Source organism: Kitasatospora sp. NPDC056531 (assembly GCF_042794375.1).
GTDB lineage: Bacteria > Actinomycetota > Actinomycetes > Streptomycetales > Streptomycetaceae > Kitasatospora.
Genome location: NZ_JBHTTU010000017.1, coordinates 56,992 through 72,565 on the forward strand (window position 1 = coordinate 56,992; position 15,574 = coordinate 72,565).

Annotated in this window: 14 protein-coding genes and 1 pseudogene; 11 read left to right on the forward strand and 4 right to left on the reverse strand. The window is 70.9% G+C overall.

Translation table 11 applies throughout. The features are described from left to right. The first annotated feature begins 15 nt into the window (after positions 1-15). The 5 genes from ACFQ87_RS17485 to ACFQ87_RS17505 all read left to right on the forward strand — a co-directional run bounded on the left by ACFQ87_RS17485 (position 16) and on the right by ACFQ87_RS17505 (position 5,532). Positions 16-867, forward strand: a complete 852-nt coding sequence (locus ACFQ87_RS17485) for a 3-hydroxyacyl-CoA dehydrogenase family protein (protein ID WP_380611638.1) — start codon at positions 16-18, stop codon at positions 865-867. 28 nt (positions 868-895) lie between these two features. Then, positions 896-1,147, forward strand: a complete 252-nt coding sequence (locus ACFQ87_RS17490) for an acyl carrier protein (protein WP_380419426.1) — start codon at positions 896-898, stop codon at positions 1,145-1,147. An 85-nt stretch (positions 1,148-1,232) separates the two neighbouring features. Continuing rightward, the gene (locus ACFQ87_RS17495; RefSeq protein WP_380611639.1) at positions 1,233-2,438 is read left to right on the forward strand and encodes a hypothetical protein; all 1,206 of its coding nucleotides are present in this window, start codon (positions 1,233-1,235) and stop codon (positions 2,436-2,438) included. Between the two features lie 2 nt (positions 2,439-2,440). After that, entirely contained in the window at positions 2,441-5,122 is a 2,682-nt protein-coding gene (locus tag ACFQ87_RS17500) for a condensation domain-containing protein (RefSeq protein WP_380611640.1), read from the forward strand. A gap of 137 nt (positions 5,123-5,259) precedes the next feature. Further along, positions 5,260-5,532: a transposase gene (locus tag ACFQ87_RS17505; protein WP_380611696.1), complete on the forward strand. Its 273-nt coding sequence runs from the start codon at positions 5,260-5,262 to the stop codon at positions 5,530-5,532. Here the strand turns inward: ACFQ87_RS17505 and ACFQ87_RS17510 are convergent. Next, positions 5,460-6,035 (reverse strand): annotated as a pseudogene (locus ACFQ87_RS17510) (methyltransferase domain-containing protein); the annotation flags it as partial. The gene ACFQ87_RS17505 and the pseudogene ACFQ87_RS17510 sit on opposite strands and share 73 nt — an antisense overlap. Positions 6,036-6,427: 392 nt before the next feature. Here ACFQ87_RS17510 and ACFQ87_RS17515 point away from each other — a divergent pair. The 3 genes from ACFQ87_RS17515 (at position 6,428) to ACFQ87_RS17525 (ending at position 8,890) form a co-directional block, all read left to right on the forward strand. Beyond that, positions 6,428-6,910: a hypothetical protein gene (locus ACFQ87_RS17515; RefSeq protein WP_380611641.1), complete on the forward strand. Its 483-nt coding sequence runs from the start codon at positions 6,428-6,430 to the stop codon at positions 6,908-6,910. Positions 6,911-7,361: 451 nt separating this feature from the next. Continuing rightward, positions 7,362-8,399, forward strand: a complete 1,038-nt coding sequence (locus ACFQ87_RS17520; protein WP_380611642.1) for a hypothetical protein — start codon at positions 7,362-7,364, stop codon at positions 8,397-8,399. A 203-nt stretch (positions 8,400-8,602) separates the two neighbouring features. Continuing rightward, a complete protein-coding gene (locus tag ACFQ87_RS17525; protein WP_380611643.1) occupies positions 8,603-8,890 on the forward strand; it encodes a hypothetical protein in 288 nt (95 codons plus the stop codon). A 25-nt stretch (positions 8,891-8,915) separates the two neighbouring features. Here ACFQ87_RS17525 and ACFQ87_RS17530 read toward each other — a convergent pair whose 3' ends face one another. Then, the gene (locus tag ACFQ87_RS17530) at positions 8,916-9,461 is read right to left on the reverse strand and encodes a hypothetical protein (protein ID WP_380611644.1); all 546 of its coding nucleotides are present in this window, start codon (positions 9,459-9,461) and stop codon (positions 8,916-8,918) included. A gap of 194 nt (positions 9,462-9,655) precedes the next feature. Here ACFQ87_RS17530 and ACFQ87_RS17535 point away from each other — a divergent pair, with 194 nt between their 5' ends. Beyond that, positions 9,656-10,930 (forward strand): sensor histidine kinase, encoded by a 1,275-nt coding sequence (locus tag ACFQ87_RS17535; RefSeq protein ID WP_380611645.1) that lies wholly within the window; start codon positions 9,656-9,658, stop codon positions 10,928-10,930. After that, positions 10,927-11,616 carry a response regulator gene (locus ACFQ87_RS17540; protein ID WP_380611646.1) on the forward strand — a complete coding sequence of 230 codons (690 nt, stop codon included), beginning with the start codon at positions 10,927-10,929 and terminating at the stop codon, positions 11,614-11,616. Before ACFQ87_RS17535 ends, ACFQ87_RS17540 begins: the two co-directional genes overlap by 4 nt. A gap of 115 nt (positions 11,617-11,731) precedes the next feature. Here ACFQ87_RS17540 and ACFQ87_RS17545 read toward each other — a convergent pair whose 3' ends face one another. Beyond that, positions 11,732-12,259, reverse strand: a complete 528-nt coding sequence (locus ACFQ87_RS17545; RefSeq protein ID WP_380611647.1) for a hypothetical protein — start codon at positions 12,257-12,259, stop codon at positions 11,732-11,734. A 255-nt stretch (positions 12,260-12,514) separates the two neighbouring features. On the opposite strand from ACFQ87_RS17545, the gene ACFQ87_RS17550 reads away from it, so the two are divergent. Further along, on the forward strand, positions 12,515-12,790 hold the full coding sequence (locus ACFQ87_RS17550; RefSeq protein ID WP_380611648.1) for an HU family DNA-binding protein: 276 nt from the start codon (positions 12,515-12,517) through the stop codon (positions 12,788-12,790). A gap of 861 nt (positions 12,791-13,651) precedes the next feature. Here the strand turns inward: ACFQ87_RS17550 and ACFQ87_RS17555 are convergent. Then, entirely contained in the window at positions 13,652-15,499 is a 1,848-nt protein-coding gene (locus tag ACFQ87_RS17555) for a flavin monoamine oxidase family protein (RefSeq protein WP_380611649.1), read from the reverse strand. Between the last annotated feature and the right edge of the window lie 75 nt (positions 15,500-15,574).

Sequence of the window (15,574 nt, forward strand, 5' to 3'; positions counted from 1 at the left end):
AAAGGTGGTACCCCCGTGAGCATCCGAACCGTAGGCGTGATCGGCGCCGGCACGATCGGCCGTGGCGTCGCCCAGTCCTTCGCGGAGTCCGGGTTCGAGGTGATCCTCGTGGACATCTCGCAGGCCCAACTCGACAGCGCGGTGGCTCAGATCGGCCGTGACTTGCTGGTCCAGCCGATGCTGCTCGGCAAGCCGCTGAAGGAGGACGCCAAGTCCGTCCTCGCCCGAATCACCACCGGCACCGAGCTCACCGCGCTGGCCGACGCCGACTTCGTGGTCGAGAACGTCACCGAGAACTGGGACGTCAAGCGCGCGGTCTACGAGCAGATCGACGCCATCTGCCGCCCCGGCGTGATCTTCGGCGTGAACACCTCGGCCGTGCCGATCACCCGGGTGGGCTCGGTCACCGGGCGCCCGGCCGAGATCCTCGGGCTGCACTTCATGAACCCCGTCCCGATGATGGACACCGTCGAGGTGGTCAGCGGCCACTTCACCAGCGAGGAGACGCTGGACACCGCACTCGGCCTGCTGTCGGAGATGGGCAAGGAGGGCATCGTCGTCCAGGACGCCCCCGGCTTCATCACCAACCGGGTCCTGATGGTGACCATCAACGAGGCCATCTTCTGCGTCCAGGACCAGATCGCCTCGGCCGAGGACGTCGACAAGATGTTCCGCGGCTGCTTCGGCCACAAGATGGGGCCCCTGGAGACCGGCGACCTGATCGGCCTCGACACGATCCTGAACTCGATCACGGTCATGTACGAGAGCTACAAGGACAGCAAGTACCGCCCGGCTCCGCTGCTCCAGAAGATGGTCGACGCACGACTCCTGGGCCGCAAGACCGGCCAGGGCTTCTACACCTACTGACCCCGAACTACCCAAGGAGAAAACCGACATGACGAACGACGACGCGCGCGCCCGGGTCCGTGAGTTCCTCGCCCCGCAGCTGGCCGGCCAGCCACTCGCCGACAACGACGACTTCTTCGCCCTCGGCTACGTCAACTCCCTCTTCGCGATGCAGCTCGCGCTCTTCGTGGAGAAGGAGTTCGCCCTGACTCTGGGCCCGGCGGACATGGACTTCGACAACTTCCGCACGGTCGACGGCCTCGTCCGCCTGATCACGTCGCGGACGGCGACGGCGGCCTAGTCCCACCTGCGGGCGCGCGGCGCCGCCGCGCGCCGACCCGGCCCCCCTTCGGCCCGTTCACGCATCGGCGAGGAAGCAACCCACCATGACGCACCCCAACGAGGTCCTCATCCGGATCGACCTGCACAGCCCGATCCCCGAGGCGCTGGCCGTCGAGATCGAGCGCCGACTCTTCTTCGTGTCGCCCGAGATCACCGGCTTCGAGGTGACCGCGGACGGCGGCGAGGTGCGCTCCGTGACACTCCGCTCCGAACAGCCGCTCCCGCACGACGCCCTGACCGAGAAGGTCAACTCCATGGTGGACAACGACGTCCGGAAGCAGTGGGTGACGCCGGCCAAGGCCGCCTGGACCTCGCCGCACCAGCGCACCCCGCACCAGGACGTCTTCGAACTCCTCGCCACGACCGGCGCGGTGACCGAGGTCGGCGAGGGCCAGGTCGCCCTCGGGGAGCCACTGCTCTCCCTCTTCACCTACTTCGACCGGGCCGTCTGCGACCTGCTGGCCGAGGACCACGAGGTCCGGGAGTACCAGTACCCGACCCTGATCAGGACGAAGGCACTGGAGACGGCGGGCTACTTCAAGTCCTTCCCGCAGCACCTGATGTTCGTCACCCGGCTGCGCAACGACCTGGACGTCTACCGCACCTTCCAGAAGCAGCAGGCCGTCACCGGCATCGACTCCGCGGTGCTGGACTCCTGCGGCAACGTGGACTACTGCCTGCCGCCCACGATGTGCTACCACACCTTCAACCAGCACAGCAATCGCACGCTGGAGGCGGGCCGGCTCCACGTGGTCACCTCGCGCGGCAAGTCGTTCCGCTTCGAGGCGGCGTACGCCACCACCCTGGAGCGGCTCTGGGACTTCACCATCCGGGAGATGGTCTTCATGGGCTCCCGGGAGGACGTGCTGAACTCCCGCGAGCGCTTCATGCGGAAGGTCTTCGCCTTCGTCGAGGAGCTCGGCCTGAGCGGCTTCTGCGAGGTGGGCAACGACCCGTTCTTCTGCGGCACGGACACCTCCGAGCGGATCTGGTCCCAGCGGCTGATGGAGCTCAAGTACGAGCTGCGGCTCCACGTCGCGCCCGGGCGGACGATCGCCGTCGGCTCCTTCAACTTCCACGACGACCTCTTCGGCAAGGCCTTCGGCATCGACCACGGCACGGACGGCCCGGCCCGGAGCGGCTGCGTCGGCTTCGGCCTGGAGCGGCTCGTCTACGCCTTCCTCTGCCAGTACGGCCTCGACACCGCAGCGTGGCCCGCCCAGGTCCGCACCGCCGTCAGCGGGAGCTGACCATGAGTGCGAAGAAGGGCCGCGCCCCGCGAGGCCAACAGGAGGAGATCCTCTGCGCGGTGTTCGCCCAGGTGCTCGGGCTCGACCGGGTCACCATCGACGACTCCTTCTTCGAGCTGGGCGGCCACTCCCTGCTGGCCACCCGGCTCGCCGGTCGCATCCGGGCCGCCCTGGACGTGGAGGTCCCGGTCCGGACGGTCTTCGAGGCCCCGACCGTCGCCCAGCTCGCCGAGCACCTGGAACAGGGCTCCGGCAGTCGACGCCCACCACTGCGCCACCTGGACCGTCCGGCGGAGATCCCGCTCTCGCAAACCCAGCGGCGCCTCTGGTTCCTGAACCGCCTGCACGGCGCGGTCGGGCACTACAACATGCCGATGGCCTACCGGCTGCGCGGTGACCTCGACCTGCCCGCCCTGCGACTCGCCCTCGACGACCTGGCCACCCGGCACGAGAGCCTGCGCACCGCCTACCCCGACTGGGACGGCCGGCCCCAGCAGATCGTCCTGGACCCGGACGAGGCTCCGGTCGAGCTGCCGATCGACGACGTCACCGAGGCCGGCCTGCCCGAGGCGCTGAGCGCTGCGGCCGGTTACGCCTTCGACCTCACCGCCGAGACGGCCCTGCGGGCCCAGCTGTTCCGGCTGGCCGCGGACGAACACGTCCTGCTGCTGACCATCCATCACATAGCCTGCGACGGCTGGTCACTGCTCCCCCTGAACCGCGATCTCGCACTCGCGTACGCCGCGCGCCGCCTCGGAAAGGAGCCGGTCTGGCCCGAACACCCGGTCCAGTACGTCGACTACACGCTCTGGCAGGACGATCTGCTGGGCGACCCGGAGGACCCCAACAGCCTGGTCAACCGCCAGCTCTCCTTCTGGCGAAGCGAGTTGGCGGGAATGCCGGACCGTCTGCGGATCGATGTGGCGGCCCCGCGCCCGGACACCCCCTCACACCGGGGCGGTCGAGTCCCCTTCCACGTCACCCGAGCGACCCACCGGGCGCTGCACCAGCTGGCGCGGGAGACCGGCACCAGCGTGTTCATGGTCGTGCAGGCCGTCCTCGCGGCCCTGCTCACCAGGCGCGGAGCCGGCACCGACATCGCCATCGGCATCCCCACCGCCGGGCGCACCGACGAGGGCCTCGACGACCTGATCGGATTCTTCGTCAACACGCTGGTACTGCGCACCAGGACCGACAGCGACCCGACCTTCCGGGAGCTGCTGTTCCGGGTGCGCAGCACGGACCTGGCGGCCTTCGCCCACCAGGACGTGCCGTTCGACCACCTGGTCCAGGCCCTCAATCCGCCGCGCTCCCCCGCGTGGCACCCGCTCATCCAGGTGATGCTCGCGTTCCAGAACAACGCGAGCGCCGAGCTGCGCCTCCCCGGCCTGGAGGTCCGGTCCGAGCCGGTGGCGGAGCGGATCACCCGCTTCGACCTCCGCTTCGAGCTGTTCGAGGGCTTCACCGACCACCGGGCACCGGACGGCATCGACGGCAGCCTCACCTACGCCCTCGACCTGTTCGTCCCCGCGGAGGCCGAGCGGCTGGTCCGGGAGTTCACCGAGCTGCTCGACGCCGTGGCCGCCGCTCCGGGTCTGCGGCTGAGCGAACTCGGACGGGCACCCGTCCACTTGCTGACCAGCAGCCCGTCCGCCGGGCCGGAGCCCGCCGCCGCGGGCGGCCCCCGGATCGCCTTCGTCTGCTCCCCCTACGGCCAGCAGTGGGTCGGCATGGGGCGGACGCTGTTCCGCACCGAACCCGCCTTCCGCTCGGCCCTAGAGGAGTGCGACAGCGAGCTGGCCCGGCACACCGGCTGGTCCCTCGTCCACGAGCTCTTCCTCGACGAACCCGAAGCCAGGACGGGCGATGTCGGCGTCATGCAACCCGTCGTCTTCGCCATCCAAGTGGGCATCGCCCGCTGGCTGGAGGAGGCGGGCGTCCGACCGGGCGCCGTCACGGGCCACAGCATCGGCGAGATCGCCGCCAGCGTCATCGCGGGCATCCTCGACCTGCCGGACGCGGTCCGGCTCGTCCACCACTACAGCGATCAGCAACGTCGCGTGGCCGGCCCGAACTGCGGCATGGCCGTGGTGGAGCTCTCGGCCGCCGACCTCTCGGAGCACCTGCGCGGGCTCGGGGGGAGCGTGTCCGTCGCCGCGCGGAACGGGCCGCGGACCACCGTGCTGGCCGGTGACCGGTCCGAGTTGGAGGCCATCGTCGCCAAGCTCCAGGCCGCGGACGTGCTCTGTGCGATGGTCCGGGTCGACCTGCCGGCCCACAGCCCGGCGATCGATCCGATCCTGGCGGACCTCGAACAGGCCATCGGTGAGCTCACCCCGCGGCCCGGCCGCATCCCGATGATCTCCTCGGTGACGGGGCAAGCGCTCGACTGGCGGCAGGCCACCGCAGGGTACTTCGCCCGGAACCTGCGCCAGCCCGTCCTCCTGGCCGACGCGACCGCCAAGCTGCTGTCGGACCATGACGTGCTGGTCGAGATCAGCGCTCACCCGGTGCTCGCCCCGGCCTTGTGGCAGAGCGTCGAGGAGTCCGGCGCCGCCGCGACCGTCCTCACCACCATGCGCCGTGGCCAGGACGACCGGGCGGGCCTCATCGAGGTACTGAACGCCCTCGAACGGCTCGGCCTGAAGGTGGACTCCCCGGGCCGGCAGACTCGGTCGGCGTAGATCCGATGAGCCGCGCCCACTCCGCAACCCTCAAGAAGTACCCGTCCGTGCTCGTGGTGTGCACGGTCCGAGAGGCGTTCCTCAATGACAGTCCCCTCGTAGCGTGGAGTTGTGACCAGAGGGGAAGTCGAGGGGTCATGGCGGGGAAGAGGCGCTCGTACGACGCGGAGTTCCGCGCGGGGGCGGTACGGATCGTGACGGAGACCGGCAAGTCGGCCGCGGAGGTCGCGCGGGACCTGGGCGTGCACGAGAGCACGCTGCAGAACTGGGTCCACCGCGCCCGGCTGCGGGCGGACGCGGAGGCGGCGGGAGAGCGCATCTTCATGAACTCCACCGGCTGGAGGAACGGGCCGGATGCGGTGCCGTCGCCGGTCACGGTGGGGCGGACCAGGGCGTCGGCGTTGGAGTAGTGGGTGCCGAACGGCGCCAGGATCAGCCCGCCGGGGCGGGTCTGCTCGATCCACGCCTGCGGGATCTCCCGCAGCCCGTAGGTCGCGGTGATCCGGTCGTACGGGGCGCCGGGTCGGTGGCCGAGCGCGCCGTCCGCACAGACGACGGTCGGCCAGTAGCCGGCGTTCTCGAGTGCGGTGCGGGCCTGGGCGGACACGGCGGCGTCGATGTCGACCGTGGTCACGTTCGCGGCGCCGAGCCGGTGGGCGAGCAGCGCGGCGTTCCAGCCGGTTCCGGTGCCCTGTTCCAGCACCCGCATCCCCGGCTCCGCCTTCAGGTCGTCCAGCATAGAGGCGACCAGGGAGGGCATCGAGGCGGAGCTGGTAGGAACCGTGCCGGGCTCGGCGCCCTGGTGCTCGCCGTCGTCCCACTGGGTGACGATCGGGATGTCCGCGGCAGCCGCCGCCATCCAGCCCTGCTCGTCCTCGGCCCGGTTAACGGGACGGCTGGTGCCGATGGCCATGTCGTGCGCCCAGATCAGGTCCGGCAGGAACAGCGAGCGCGGGGCGGTCCTCCTGCTCAGGTGCGAGCGTCACTTGCGGTGTCCCCCGTCTCCGGGCGGGGTGGTGCCGTCAGGGGACGGCGGGTCGGACGGCGGCGTCCACGGGGTGCCCGGGTGCCCGTCCCCCTCGCCGCCACCGCCGCCCGAGCCTCCGCCGCCGTGGCCTCCGTCGATGTAAATGCCGACCTCCTTGTCGTCACTGTGATGGTGCCCTCCCGGTGCCCGGGAGGGGGCGCGCGGGAGCGCATGACCGGTCCGGGCGTCGGCCGTCCCTCGGGATTCAGCATTCGTCTGCCGAGTACCGGCCATCAACGACACGATCGGGTCCGACGACGTTGTGAAGGAGGACATGAATGACGACCAACTCCACCGGCAGCCAGACCGGTGTGCGGTCGGACCTCACATCCAGGCTCTTGGAGCTCGCCGAATTCCTCGGGCTGGGCAAGGAGACCGAGGCGCTGCGCGGTGACCTGCGTACCGAGCGGATCCTGCCCCGGCTGAAGCGCGCGCTCGATCTGCTCGGCTTGCCGATCAGCACCGGTCACGGCGTGCCCGGCATTGCAGTCACCCTGCTGGAGAGGGCCATCGCGGGCTGGCCGGCCGGATCAGTCGCGGTTGAGTGGAGGCCCGGCGCCTCCCTCATCGCCTTGGACGACGAAGCCGATGCCGGTGACGCCGTTGACCGGTTCACGCGCGGCGTCGTCACGAGCGTGGAGGAAGCCCTCGGCGCCGTCCTGCGCCGATCCGGCCTGCGCGTGCAGGCCGCCCACCACGCCGAACACCCCGGATGGCCGACGGTCGCGGCGCGGCGCCTCGCCCAGGCCCAGTGTTGGTGATCGCCGGACCTGTCTGTTCGAAGCCGGACTTTAAAGGACTCCCGGCAGACGACATCGCCGACGTTGTCCTACGGAGCGATCGGGTCGCGTATCCCAATGAGCGGTCGAGTCGTCGCGGGGCTCCGGGCGGCCAAGTTCTTTGAGCCATCAGGCGGCGACAAGCTCACAGCCATACCCGGAACCCCGGGGCTTCACTGATCCTACGAATGATCAGATCCGACCCGCTTGAAAGGTAGGACAAGCTCAGCAAGAGGCTCTGTTGCTCGCGCCTATCGGTGCCGGCCTCGCAGAGCAAGCCTCCCCGGCCGGGTGAGCCGGAATCGATCCGCGTTCCCAACCCCGCTCGCCGCCGGGCGGGTTACGCTACGACCTCGCCGAACGGGTGAGTTCACTAACCGATCCCGTGCCCTCGGGTCTCCGGCGGTGTCGTCGCATCTCGGGAGGGAAGCCCATGTCGGACCGCACCACCTCGGACGAGCAGTTCGCCAAGGACCTCGCAGGCATGCTGGCCGCGCCGCACACCGTCCCGCTGGGCCTGAAGCCCGGCATCCCGTGGTTCGACTTCGACCTCGCCTTCGAACTCGGCCTCGGCTACGCCAACCGCGGCGAGATCGCCGCTGCCGAGGCCGTCGCCGCCACCGCGATGGCCTCCTCCGGAGCGAAGACCCAGGCGGCGGGGCACCTGGTGACCGCCGTGGTGCAGCTGAGCCGCGGCCGGTTCCGCCGGGCCTGGTCGGCGGCCGGGAAGGCCGCGAAGGTCGCGAAGGTCGCGAACCCGGACGTGGCGGCCGAGGTGGCCTACGTCCGGGGGCTCTGCCTGGAAGGGCGCGGGAACCACCGGGACGCGAGCCGCCAGTACGCTCTGGTCGCCGACTCCGGGCGGCCCCGGACCTTCGCCCGCGCCGCGCTCTCCATGGGCGGGATGCTGGCACGCGAGACCCAGGACTGGGACCAGGACGCCTTCGACACCCTCGGCACCGCCATCGCCACCGGCTTCCCCGAGGTCGTCGGCCCGGCCCAGCTCGCCCAGGCGCTGATGGCCGACCGCGTCGGCGACCGGGACCTCGCGGAGTTCCTCTACCGCGAGGCGACCCACGCCGCGGTGCCTCAGACCGCCGCGCAGGCCGCCTTCCACCTCGGCGACATGCTCCAGGCCCGCGGGGACGTGGCGGGAGCCCGGGCGCAGTTCGCCGCCGCGGCCCGATCCGGCGACCCGGAGTTCTCCGGGAAGGGCACCCTGAGCCTGGGCGTCCTGCTCATGGAGGCGGGTGAGAGTGCCGACGCCATCGAGGTCTTCACTTTCGCCTCGAACTCCAACTACGAGCCGGCCGCGGCCCGGGGCCACTGTCACCTGGGCCTGCTGTCCATCGACGCCGGGGACCTCGTGAGCGGAGAGCGTCACCTGAAGATCGCCCTGAAGCACAAGGACCCGCAGGTGAAGGCCGCGGCCGAGGCCGGCCTCGCCCGGATCCGCAGCGCCCGCAGGTAACGCGGCGGCCGAACCGGCGCCTCGGGTCATTCGCTGGTCGGGCCGCTCGGGCGGCTCCTACAGTGACGGCGGATCACCAGCCGACCCGGGAGCGGACCATGCGCGTGCAGTACCCGCGGACGCCGCGCCTGCCCTGGTCGGGGCGCTCGGCGGGGTCAACGAGCGGGTGGCGCGACGGGGACGGGGCTGGAGGAGGTGGCCGCTTGCTGCTCGCTCCCGTGCGCCTGCTGAACGTGCGCCAGTCTGGTGTGGCACGGCTGCCGTTGGGGATTGTTGTGTCTCTGGCGGCCGTGGTGCTGTGGTTCGACTTCCTGGTGCGGGGTGTCTGCTTTCCGCTGGCCCAACCGGACACCAGGACGTCCTGGGGTGGTCCCACGATGGCTGGCGCCTGGTCCGTGCACTTCGCGCTGCTCGCCGCGTTCGTGGTCGCGCTGCACGGCACCGCGTTGGCCCTCGGCCCGAAGGTCTCGCGGCGATCACCGCGTAGCTGAGCCAGGGGCGTGACTGGGTTCAAGCTCAGGAGTGCGGGTGGTGCACCGTGGCGGGCTGGGTGGTCAGCGCGTTGCGGGAGCGCAGTCGCAGGGTGACGGTGCGGGTGATCACTGCGGCTACGGCCATCAGCACCAGGCCGTTGGTGACGATCGCGCTGACCTGGATGGGCAGTGCGCCGTGCTGGACGAACCAGCGGCCCATGCTCTGGGTGAACCAGTAGGAGGCGCCGTAGGAGAACAGCGTCCGTGCGGCGGAGACGGTGATCCAGATGGCGGCGTAGTCCCAGCCGCCGGTGGTGGACACGGTGCCGCCGGATGCCTGCCGCGTGATCTTCAGGCGGCTGGCAGCGGTCAGGCCGACCAGGACACCCGCCGCCAAGCCGACCGTCTCGATGGTCAGGCCGATGCCGTTGGTGAAGAGAGTGTGCATGAACAGCGGCACGATGACGGCGGCGATGATCAGCGGCCGGGTCAACCGGCCGCGGGTGACCTGCTTCGGGCCGAGGTCGGCCAGCAGGGTGGTGGTCAGGACGGCTACGTTCACCAGCAGCGCCTGTTCGAAAGCGGTCACGGTGGCTCCTCGCGGGATGGGGAGAAATGGCGGGGTTCGATCTACCGGCGATCCGGTGAACGTCGACCAGTGTGTGTCCGCCAGGCCGCTCGGGGCCTCGGCCCCTGGGCGGAGCAGGGTTGAGCCCGCGACCTCCACCCTTGTCCACCCGCCGGTTGAGATGGGCCGGGCGCCGGTTCGCTTAGCGTGATCGCATGCTGTCTGACTCCCGGCCTGATCCGGCCGCGCACGACGGGCACGACCCGACCGGTGACGCATCCCGGCGCCTGTCCAAGGCGCGCGCCGAGGTGTGGACGATGGTGCTGTTGCGGCCCATCGCACTGGCCCTTGTCCTGGCCTTGCTCGTGCCGGGGCGGCAGTTCCAGTGGAGTACGGCCCACCTGGCCGCCTTCATGGTGCTCACGCTGGTCTGGCTGGTGTGGTGCGTGGTGGCCGCAAGGGCGGCGTTCGCCCTCGACCTGGTGCCGCAGCGCACCGCGGCCACACTGCTGACAGTGGTCGTGGTGTCCGGCAGCCTGCTGCTGACAGCGGCACCCGGCACCGAACCACTCTCTGTGCTGGTCGTCGTGGCGCTGATCGCGGCTGGCGCCGACCTGCCCATGCTGATCAGCGCAGGGTCGCTGGCCTGCGGCGTGCTCGCCCTGGCCGCGGGTACGGCCCTCGGCCCGCACGGGGCCCGCACCCAGGCCCTGGAAGTGTGGAGCGCGGTCCTGCTGGCCGCCTATCTGACCGGGGTCACCCGCCGCAGCATCCGCATCCAGCACCTGCAGGCCCGCCGCCTGCTCGCGGAAACCGAGGAGGCGCAGGAGGAGCGCCAGCGCGCGGCGGCACTGGCAGAGCGCGCCCGCCTCGCGCGGGAGATCCACGACGTGCTCGCCCACTCCCTCGGCGCGCTCGTCATCCAGCTCGAGGTGATCGAGACCCTGCTCGCCGCCGATCCTGCGGACGTGGAACAGGCGACGGAGCGCGCCGGCAGAGCCCGTCGGATCGCGAAGGACGGTCTCACCGAGACCCGCCGGGCCATCGCCGCGCTACGCGCCGACACCCCGCCCCTGCCCGAGGCCCTCGCTGCCCTGGCCGCCGGCCACCACACGGCCGCGGGCAGCGCCGCGGACTTCCGGCTGCACGGCGATCCGCGTCCGCTGGGGGCGGAGGCCAGTCTGGCGCTGCTGCGCGTGGCCCAGGAGGCCCTGGCGAACGCGGCCAAGCACGCCCCGGGCCGACCGGTGCGCATGACCCTGGAGTACGCCGAGCACCGCGTCCAGCTCACCGTCGTCTCCCACGGCCCTTCCATGTCACCGGACGGGGCCTCGGCGGCTCCGGGCCCGGCCGAGCCGCCTACCGTGGAGGGCATGTCCGGCGGCTACGGGCTGGCCGGGATGCGCGAGCGACTGCTCCTGGTCGGCGGGGAGCTGACCGCCGGTCCCTGTCCGGAGGGCTGGCGAGTGACCGCGGAGGTGGAGGCATGACGGTACGGATCGTGGTCGCGGACGACCAGGCAGCCGTCCGCGAAGGACTGATGACCCTCCTCGACATGGTGCCGGGGATCGACGTGGTCGCCGGCGCCGCCAACGGCGAGGAAGCCGTCGCCCGCGCGGCCGAACTACGCCCGGACGCCGTCCTCATGGACCTGGTGATGCCCGTCCTCGACGGCGTGGCGGCCACCCGCCGGATCACCGCCGAACTGCCCGGCGTGGCCGTGGTCGTGCTCACCACCCTGGCCGACGAAGCCAAGATCATCGACGCACTGCAGGCCGGCGCCCTCGGCTACCTCACCAAGGACGCCGGCAAGGACCAGATCGCCCGCGCCATCCAAGCGGCCATCTCCCGCCAGGTCACCCTCGACCCCGAAGTCCAGCACCGGCTGCTCGCCGCAGCCGTACGCGGCCACCAGACCCAGGACCGCCCCGACCACGGCGACGAACCACGGCAGACACCGCCCTCAACCCTCCAGCTCACACCCCGCGAGGAGGACGTACTACGGCTGCTCGCCACCGGACTGCCGAACGCCGCCATCGCCCGCCGCCTGCTCATCGGCCCGGCAACCGTCAAAACCCACGTCAACCACCTGTTCGCCAAACTCGGCGTCACCACCCGCGCCGAAGCGATCGCCTGGGCCCACAGCCACGGCTACACCACCGGCAACACCGACTGATCACAGCCGCGGCCGAGGTGACGACCAGGGAAATGGGCGTTCGCCCGCACTGCCCGTCGCGTGCACCACCCAGACCCCGGCCCTCGCCGGGCAGGAACACGCCGGGCCGTCGGCCTCAGGACAGCAGGTCCAGAGCCGGGGGGATCCGGCCGACATCGAGTACCCCGTAGATCGGTACCCCGGCCTGGTAGGTGCGCCCGGCGTCGCGGACCTGCACGTCCGGGTCGAGGACGCCGCGGAGCCTCGTCTTGGTGAGGGTGCGCCTCTGGAACGCGAGGACGAACGCCGGGGCCATGGGCACGCCGAGGTAGGCCAGGGCGGGGCATTCGGGCCACATGAGGTCGAGCACGGTGCCGTCCGCGGTCGAGCACCACGCGTGCGCTTGTGCCGTGCCGTCGGCGGTGAGCGCGTACCCCTCGACGTACGCCGCGCCGGGCAGACGCCTGGCGATGCGCAGCGCGTTCGGGTGGCATTGGCCGGACGAGCCGCGGCGCGGGGCCCCGGAGCGCGGCCATGGTGCGGGGGCGAGCAGGCGGCCTTGGGCGAGCACGACGCGGGCCGCCGGGGAGTCGACCGTGGTGCCCAGGGCCGCGACGGCGGTAACGAGGGCATGGTCGTCGGCGGTCAGCAGGTCGGCAGGCATGTAGTCGAGTCTCTGTCCGGCCCGTGAGTGCGGCGAGTTGACGGACGTACCGCTGATCCGGGCGAGGGATCCCGAACACCGGCGCCAGTACGCCCTGGTGCGGCCGACGGGCGGACGTGCTGGACGCGCGGGCTGAACCGGGTCGGGGCCTCCCCGACATAGGCCGTCGGCGTGCCGGGCCTCTACTCGCGCGGGATGCCCGAGTTGTCTGGCAGCATGCCGTGGACACCGATTCCATGGTCGAAAGTGGGCATGATGAACCGCACCGAGCTGGTGGAAGCTCTCTCCGTCCGAGCATCCGTCAACAAGAAGGACGCCGACGCCGTCCTCTCGGCATTCGCCCAGATCGCCGGGGAGGTTGTCCAGCAGGGCACCGAAAAGCTGATGATCCCCGGCTTCCTGACCCTGGAGCGCACCCACCGCGCCGCCCGTACGGCCCGCAACCCGCAGACCGGGGAACCGATTCAGATCCCGGCTGGCTACAGCATCAAGGCCACCGTCGGCTCCAAGCTCAAGGACGCCGTGAAGTAAGCCCGCCACGGCCCGGACGCCTTTGCGGGCGTCCGGGACTCGTGTACCGCCATCTGCCGATCGAGGACCGCGGTGCCGACGGGTCAGCCTGCGCCGGGGCCCAGGACGGCGTTGATCTCGGCCTCGTGGCAGGCGCTCTCGATCTCGACGACGCGTCGGCAGACTCCAGCACACCGCCGCTGTTGGTCACATAGGCGTAGCGCCCGCTCGGCGTGAAGGCCATACCGATGGGCCCGGCCCCTACTGTCACGGTGGGGTCCTCGATCGCCCACGACAGCATTGGGCGAGTCGGCGTGTGCAGCACCCGCATCAGCGTGCCCTTTCGCGGTTGCGCGGGCGTCCCCACACCGTCCCCATCTACAGGACGGTGCACACCCCGCCCGGGCGACACTCGACAGGCCGCTGAACCGTCATGCCCTGCCTCATCCCGCCACCAGCCGGGGATGGGCAACCCACCAGCTAGTCGCGTCAAGTCAGCCACGCACAGTCAAGCTGCCACCACCACAAGCACGAGTTCCCACCCGAACGGCCAAGCGCACGCGACTGCCAGCACTCCAGCCGCGCCGTTCCAATTGCACCGGCCCACGCCGCCGGCCCACCGTCTGGCGGGGACGTCGAAGCCGTCGTCGTAGTCGTCGGTGCGGGTCCCGGAGAGGTCGGCCAGCAGGTTGTTGAGGTCTTCGCGCCCAGGTATGCCAGTCGCAGCAGCACGGTCGATTATGATGCCGCGGACCTCGTCGGCTCTGCCAGAGTGCTGGCTCGACCGACGAGGTCGGCACCAGTGCACCCTCGCGAAGTGCCTCTCACCAGGGCGGACGAGGCTATCGGCAAGGGCGGTGTCCTGGGGTGTCCGTGCCCCGTTCAGCGGTGATGGACTTCAAGGAAGGTGCGCACCGCGGACTCCAGGGCGCCCTCGATCCAGGCCGGCTTGAGGCTGGTGTGCTCGCCGGCGAAGTGGACGCGCCCTTCCGGGGTCCGGGTCGCCGGGTGGAGCTCGTGCAGCTGGCCGGGGGTGGCGATGGCGGCCTCGCCGAGAGCGTAGCGGGCTCGGGCCCAGGACTGCGTGGCGCCGGCACCGGTGAACTCCCGCCGTACGCGCGGGCCGAACAGGCGCTCCAGGTCGTCGAGGGCGAAGGCGTACCGCTCGCCCGGGGTGAGGGAGTCCCAGCGTGCGGCGTCGTCGGACCAGGTGTAGGAGGCGAGTACGACGCCGCCCGAGGAGTCCTGCGGGGCGTGGGAGGGCAGGTAGGTGAAGCGGCTGGCACTGTCGCTGACGCATCCGCCGCCGGTGAAGCCGTCCGGGCCCTGCTCCCAGAAGCGGTGGTGGAACTCCAGCAGGACCTTGGTGGCGCTGTCGTAGTGCAGCTCCGCGACGGCCCGGCGCTTGGGGTAGGACATCAGCGGCTCGACGCGGCAGAACCGCAGCGCGCTGAAGGGGATGGTGACGATCGCGTAGTCGCCCTCGAACGCCTCGGCCCCGGCGGTGGGGGCGCCGTCGCAGGACTCCTCGTCCCCGCTCTCCGCGACCGTTTCGATGGTGACCTTTCCCGCATCCTGCCGCAGGCGGGTCATCCGGCGCCCCAGGCGCAGTTCGTCCCCGAGCGGTGCGGCCAGGGCGTCGGTGAGCGCGGCGGTGCCGTCCTCAAGTTCCCAGTAGCGGTTGGCGGGGCTGATGACAGCGTGATCGATCAGGGTCGGGATCAGGGAGTAGTGCAGACGCGAGGTGAGGTTCTCCAGGGTGCCGGCGGCCTGGATGGACGCCGTGTCCCAGCCGGCTTCCTCGCGCAGGTACCGGCGGGTGGAGTGGTAGCCGTAGGTGCGGAAGACACCGGTCCAGGCGTCCAGCCGGGACCGGATGTCGCCGTCCGGAACGGTGACCTTCTCGAACGCCTTGTTCAGGGCGGCGGCAGCGGTGGAGTCGAACCGCGCGCCGAAGGAACGGTTGACCGTGGCCGGAGACTTCGAGTACGCCGCACGAGTGGTCATGGCGCCGTTGACCGAGATCAGGGACCGGAAAACGGCCGCAGGAGCGGTGAACGTCCCCTGCGGGCCGTTGCTCCAGGTCTCCCCGGTGAACGAACGGTACGTCACCGGTGGCACGGCACCAGACGGACCGGTACCCGGTTGGACATCGGCGTTGTAGAACAACCGCCGCTTCAGACCGAGCTTGTCCGCGAGGCCCAGGACGAGCGGGTGGAAGTCGGGCAGACGCATCGCACCGGCTTCGGCATGCAGCAGCGGGTCCGAAAAGATCCGGCGGAAGGTCTTGATCCGTCCCCCCACCCGGCTGGCATTGGCCTCGATCACGACCACCTCATGGCCGGCCTGCTTGAGCAGCGCCGCAACTGTCAGGCCCGCGATGCCCGCGCCCACCACCAGCACCCGCTTGCGGCCCGTGCGCACAGGCAGCCGGCCATCGATCAGAATCCGCAGGTACTCCAGCGTCAGATCACTCTGCTCGTCCTCACCGACCATGAGCATCTCACGCGCCAGGGCGCGGCTGACCGCCTCATCGGCCACCACCCCGGCACTCGGCGCGAACGCACGCACCGGGGTGCCCAAGGGGACGGCCGAAGCCCTCCCTCCGGCCCCGATCGCACCAGCCGCCGCGACGGCGCCAGCCGAGCCCAGCAGGGCACGGCGCGCGAGCCGGGGATGTTCCAGAGCGGCACTCGACGCGCCGGGACGGTCCACGGTCGGATCTGTCATCTCTTCTCCCAGTCATGGCAGTTGGACACCTCATCGAAGTAACGCCCGACCGCCGTCCAGGGGAACGCCAACAAA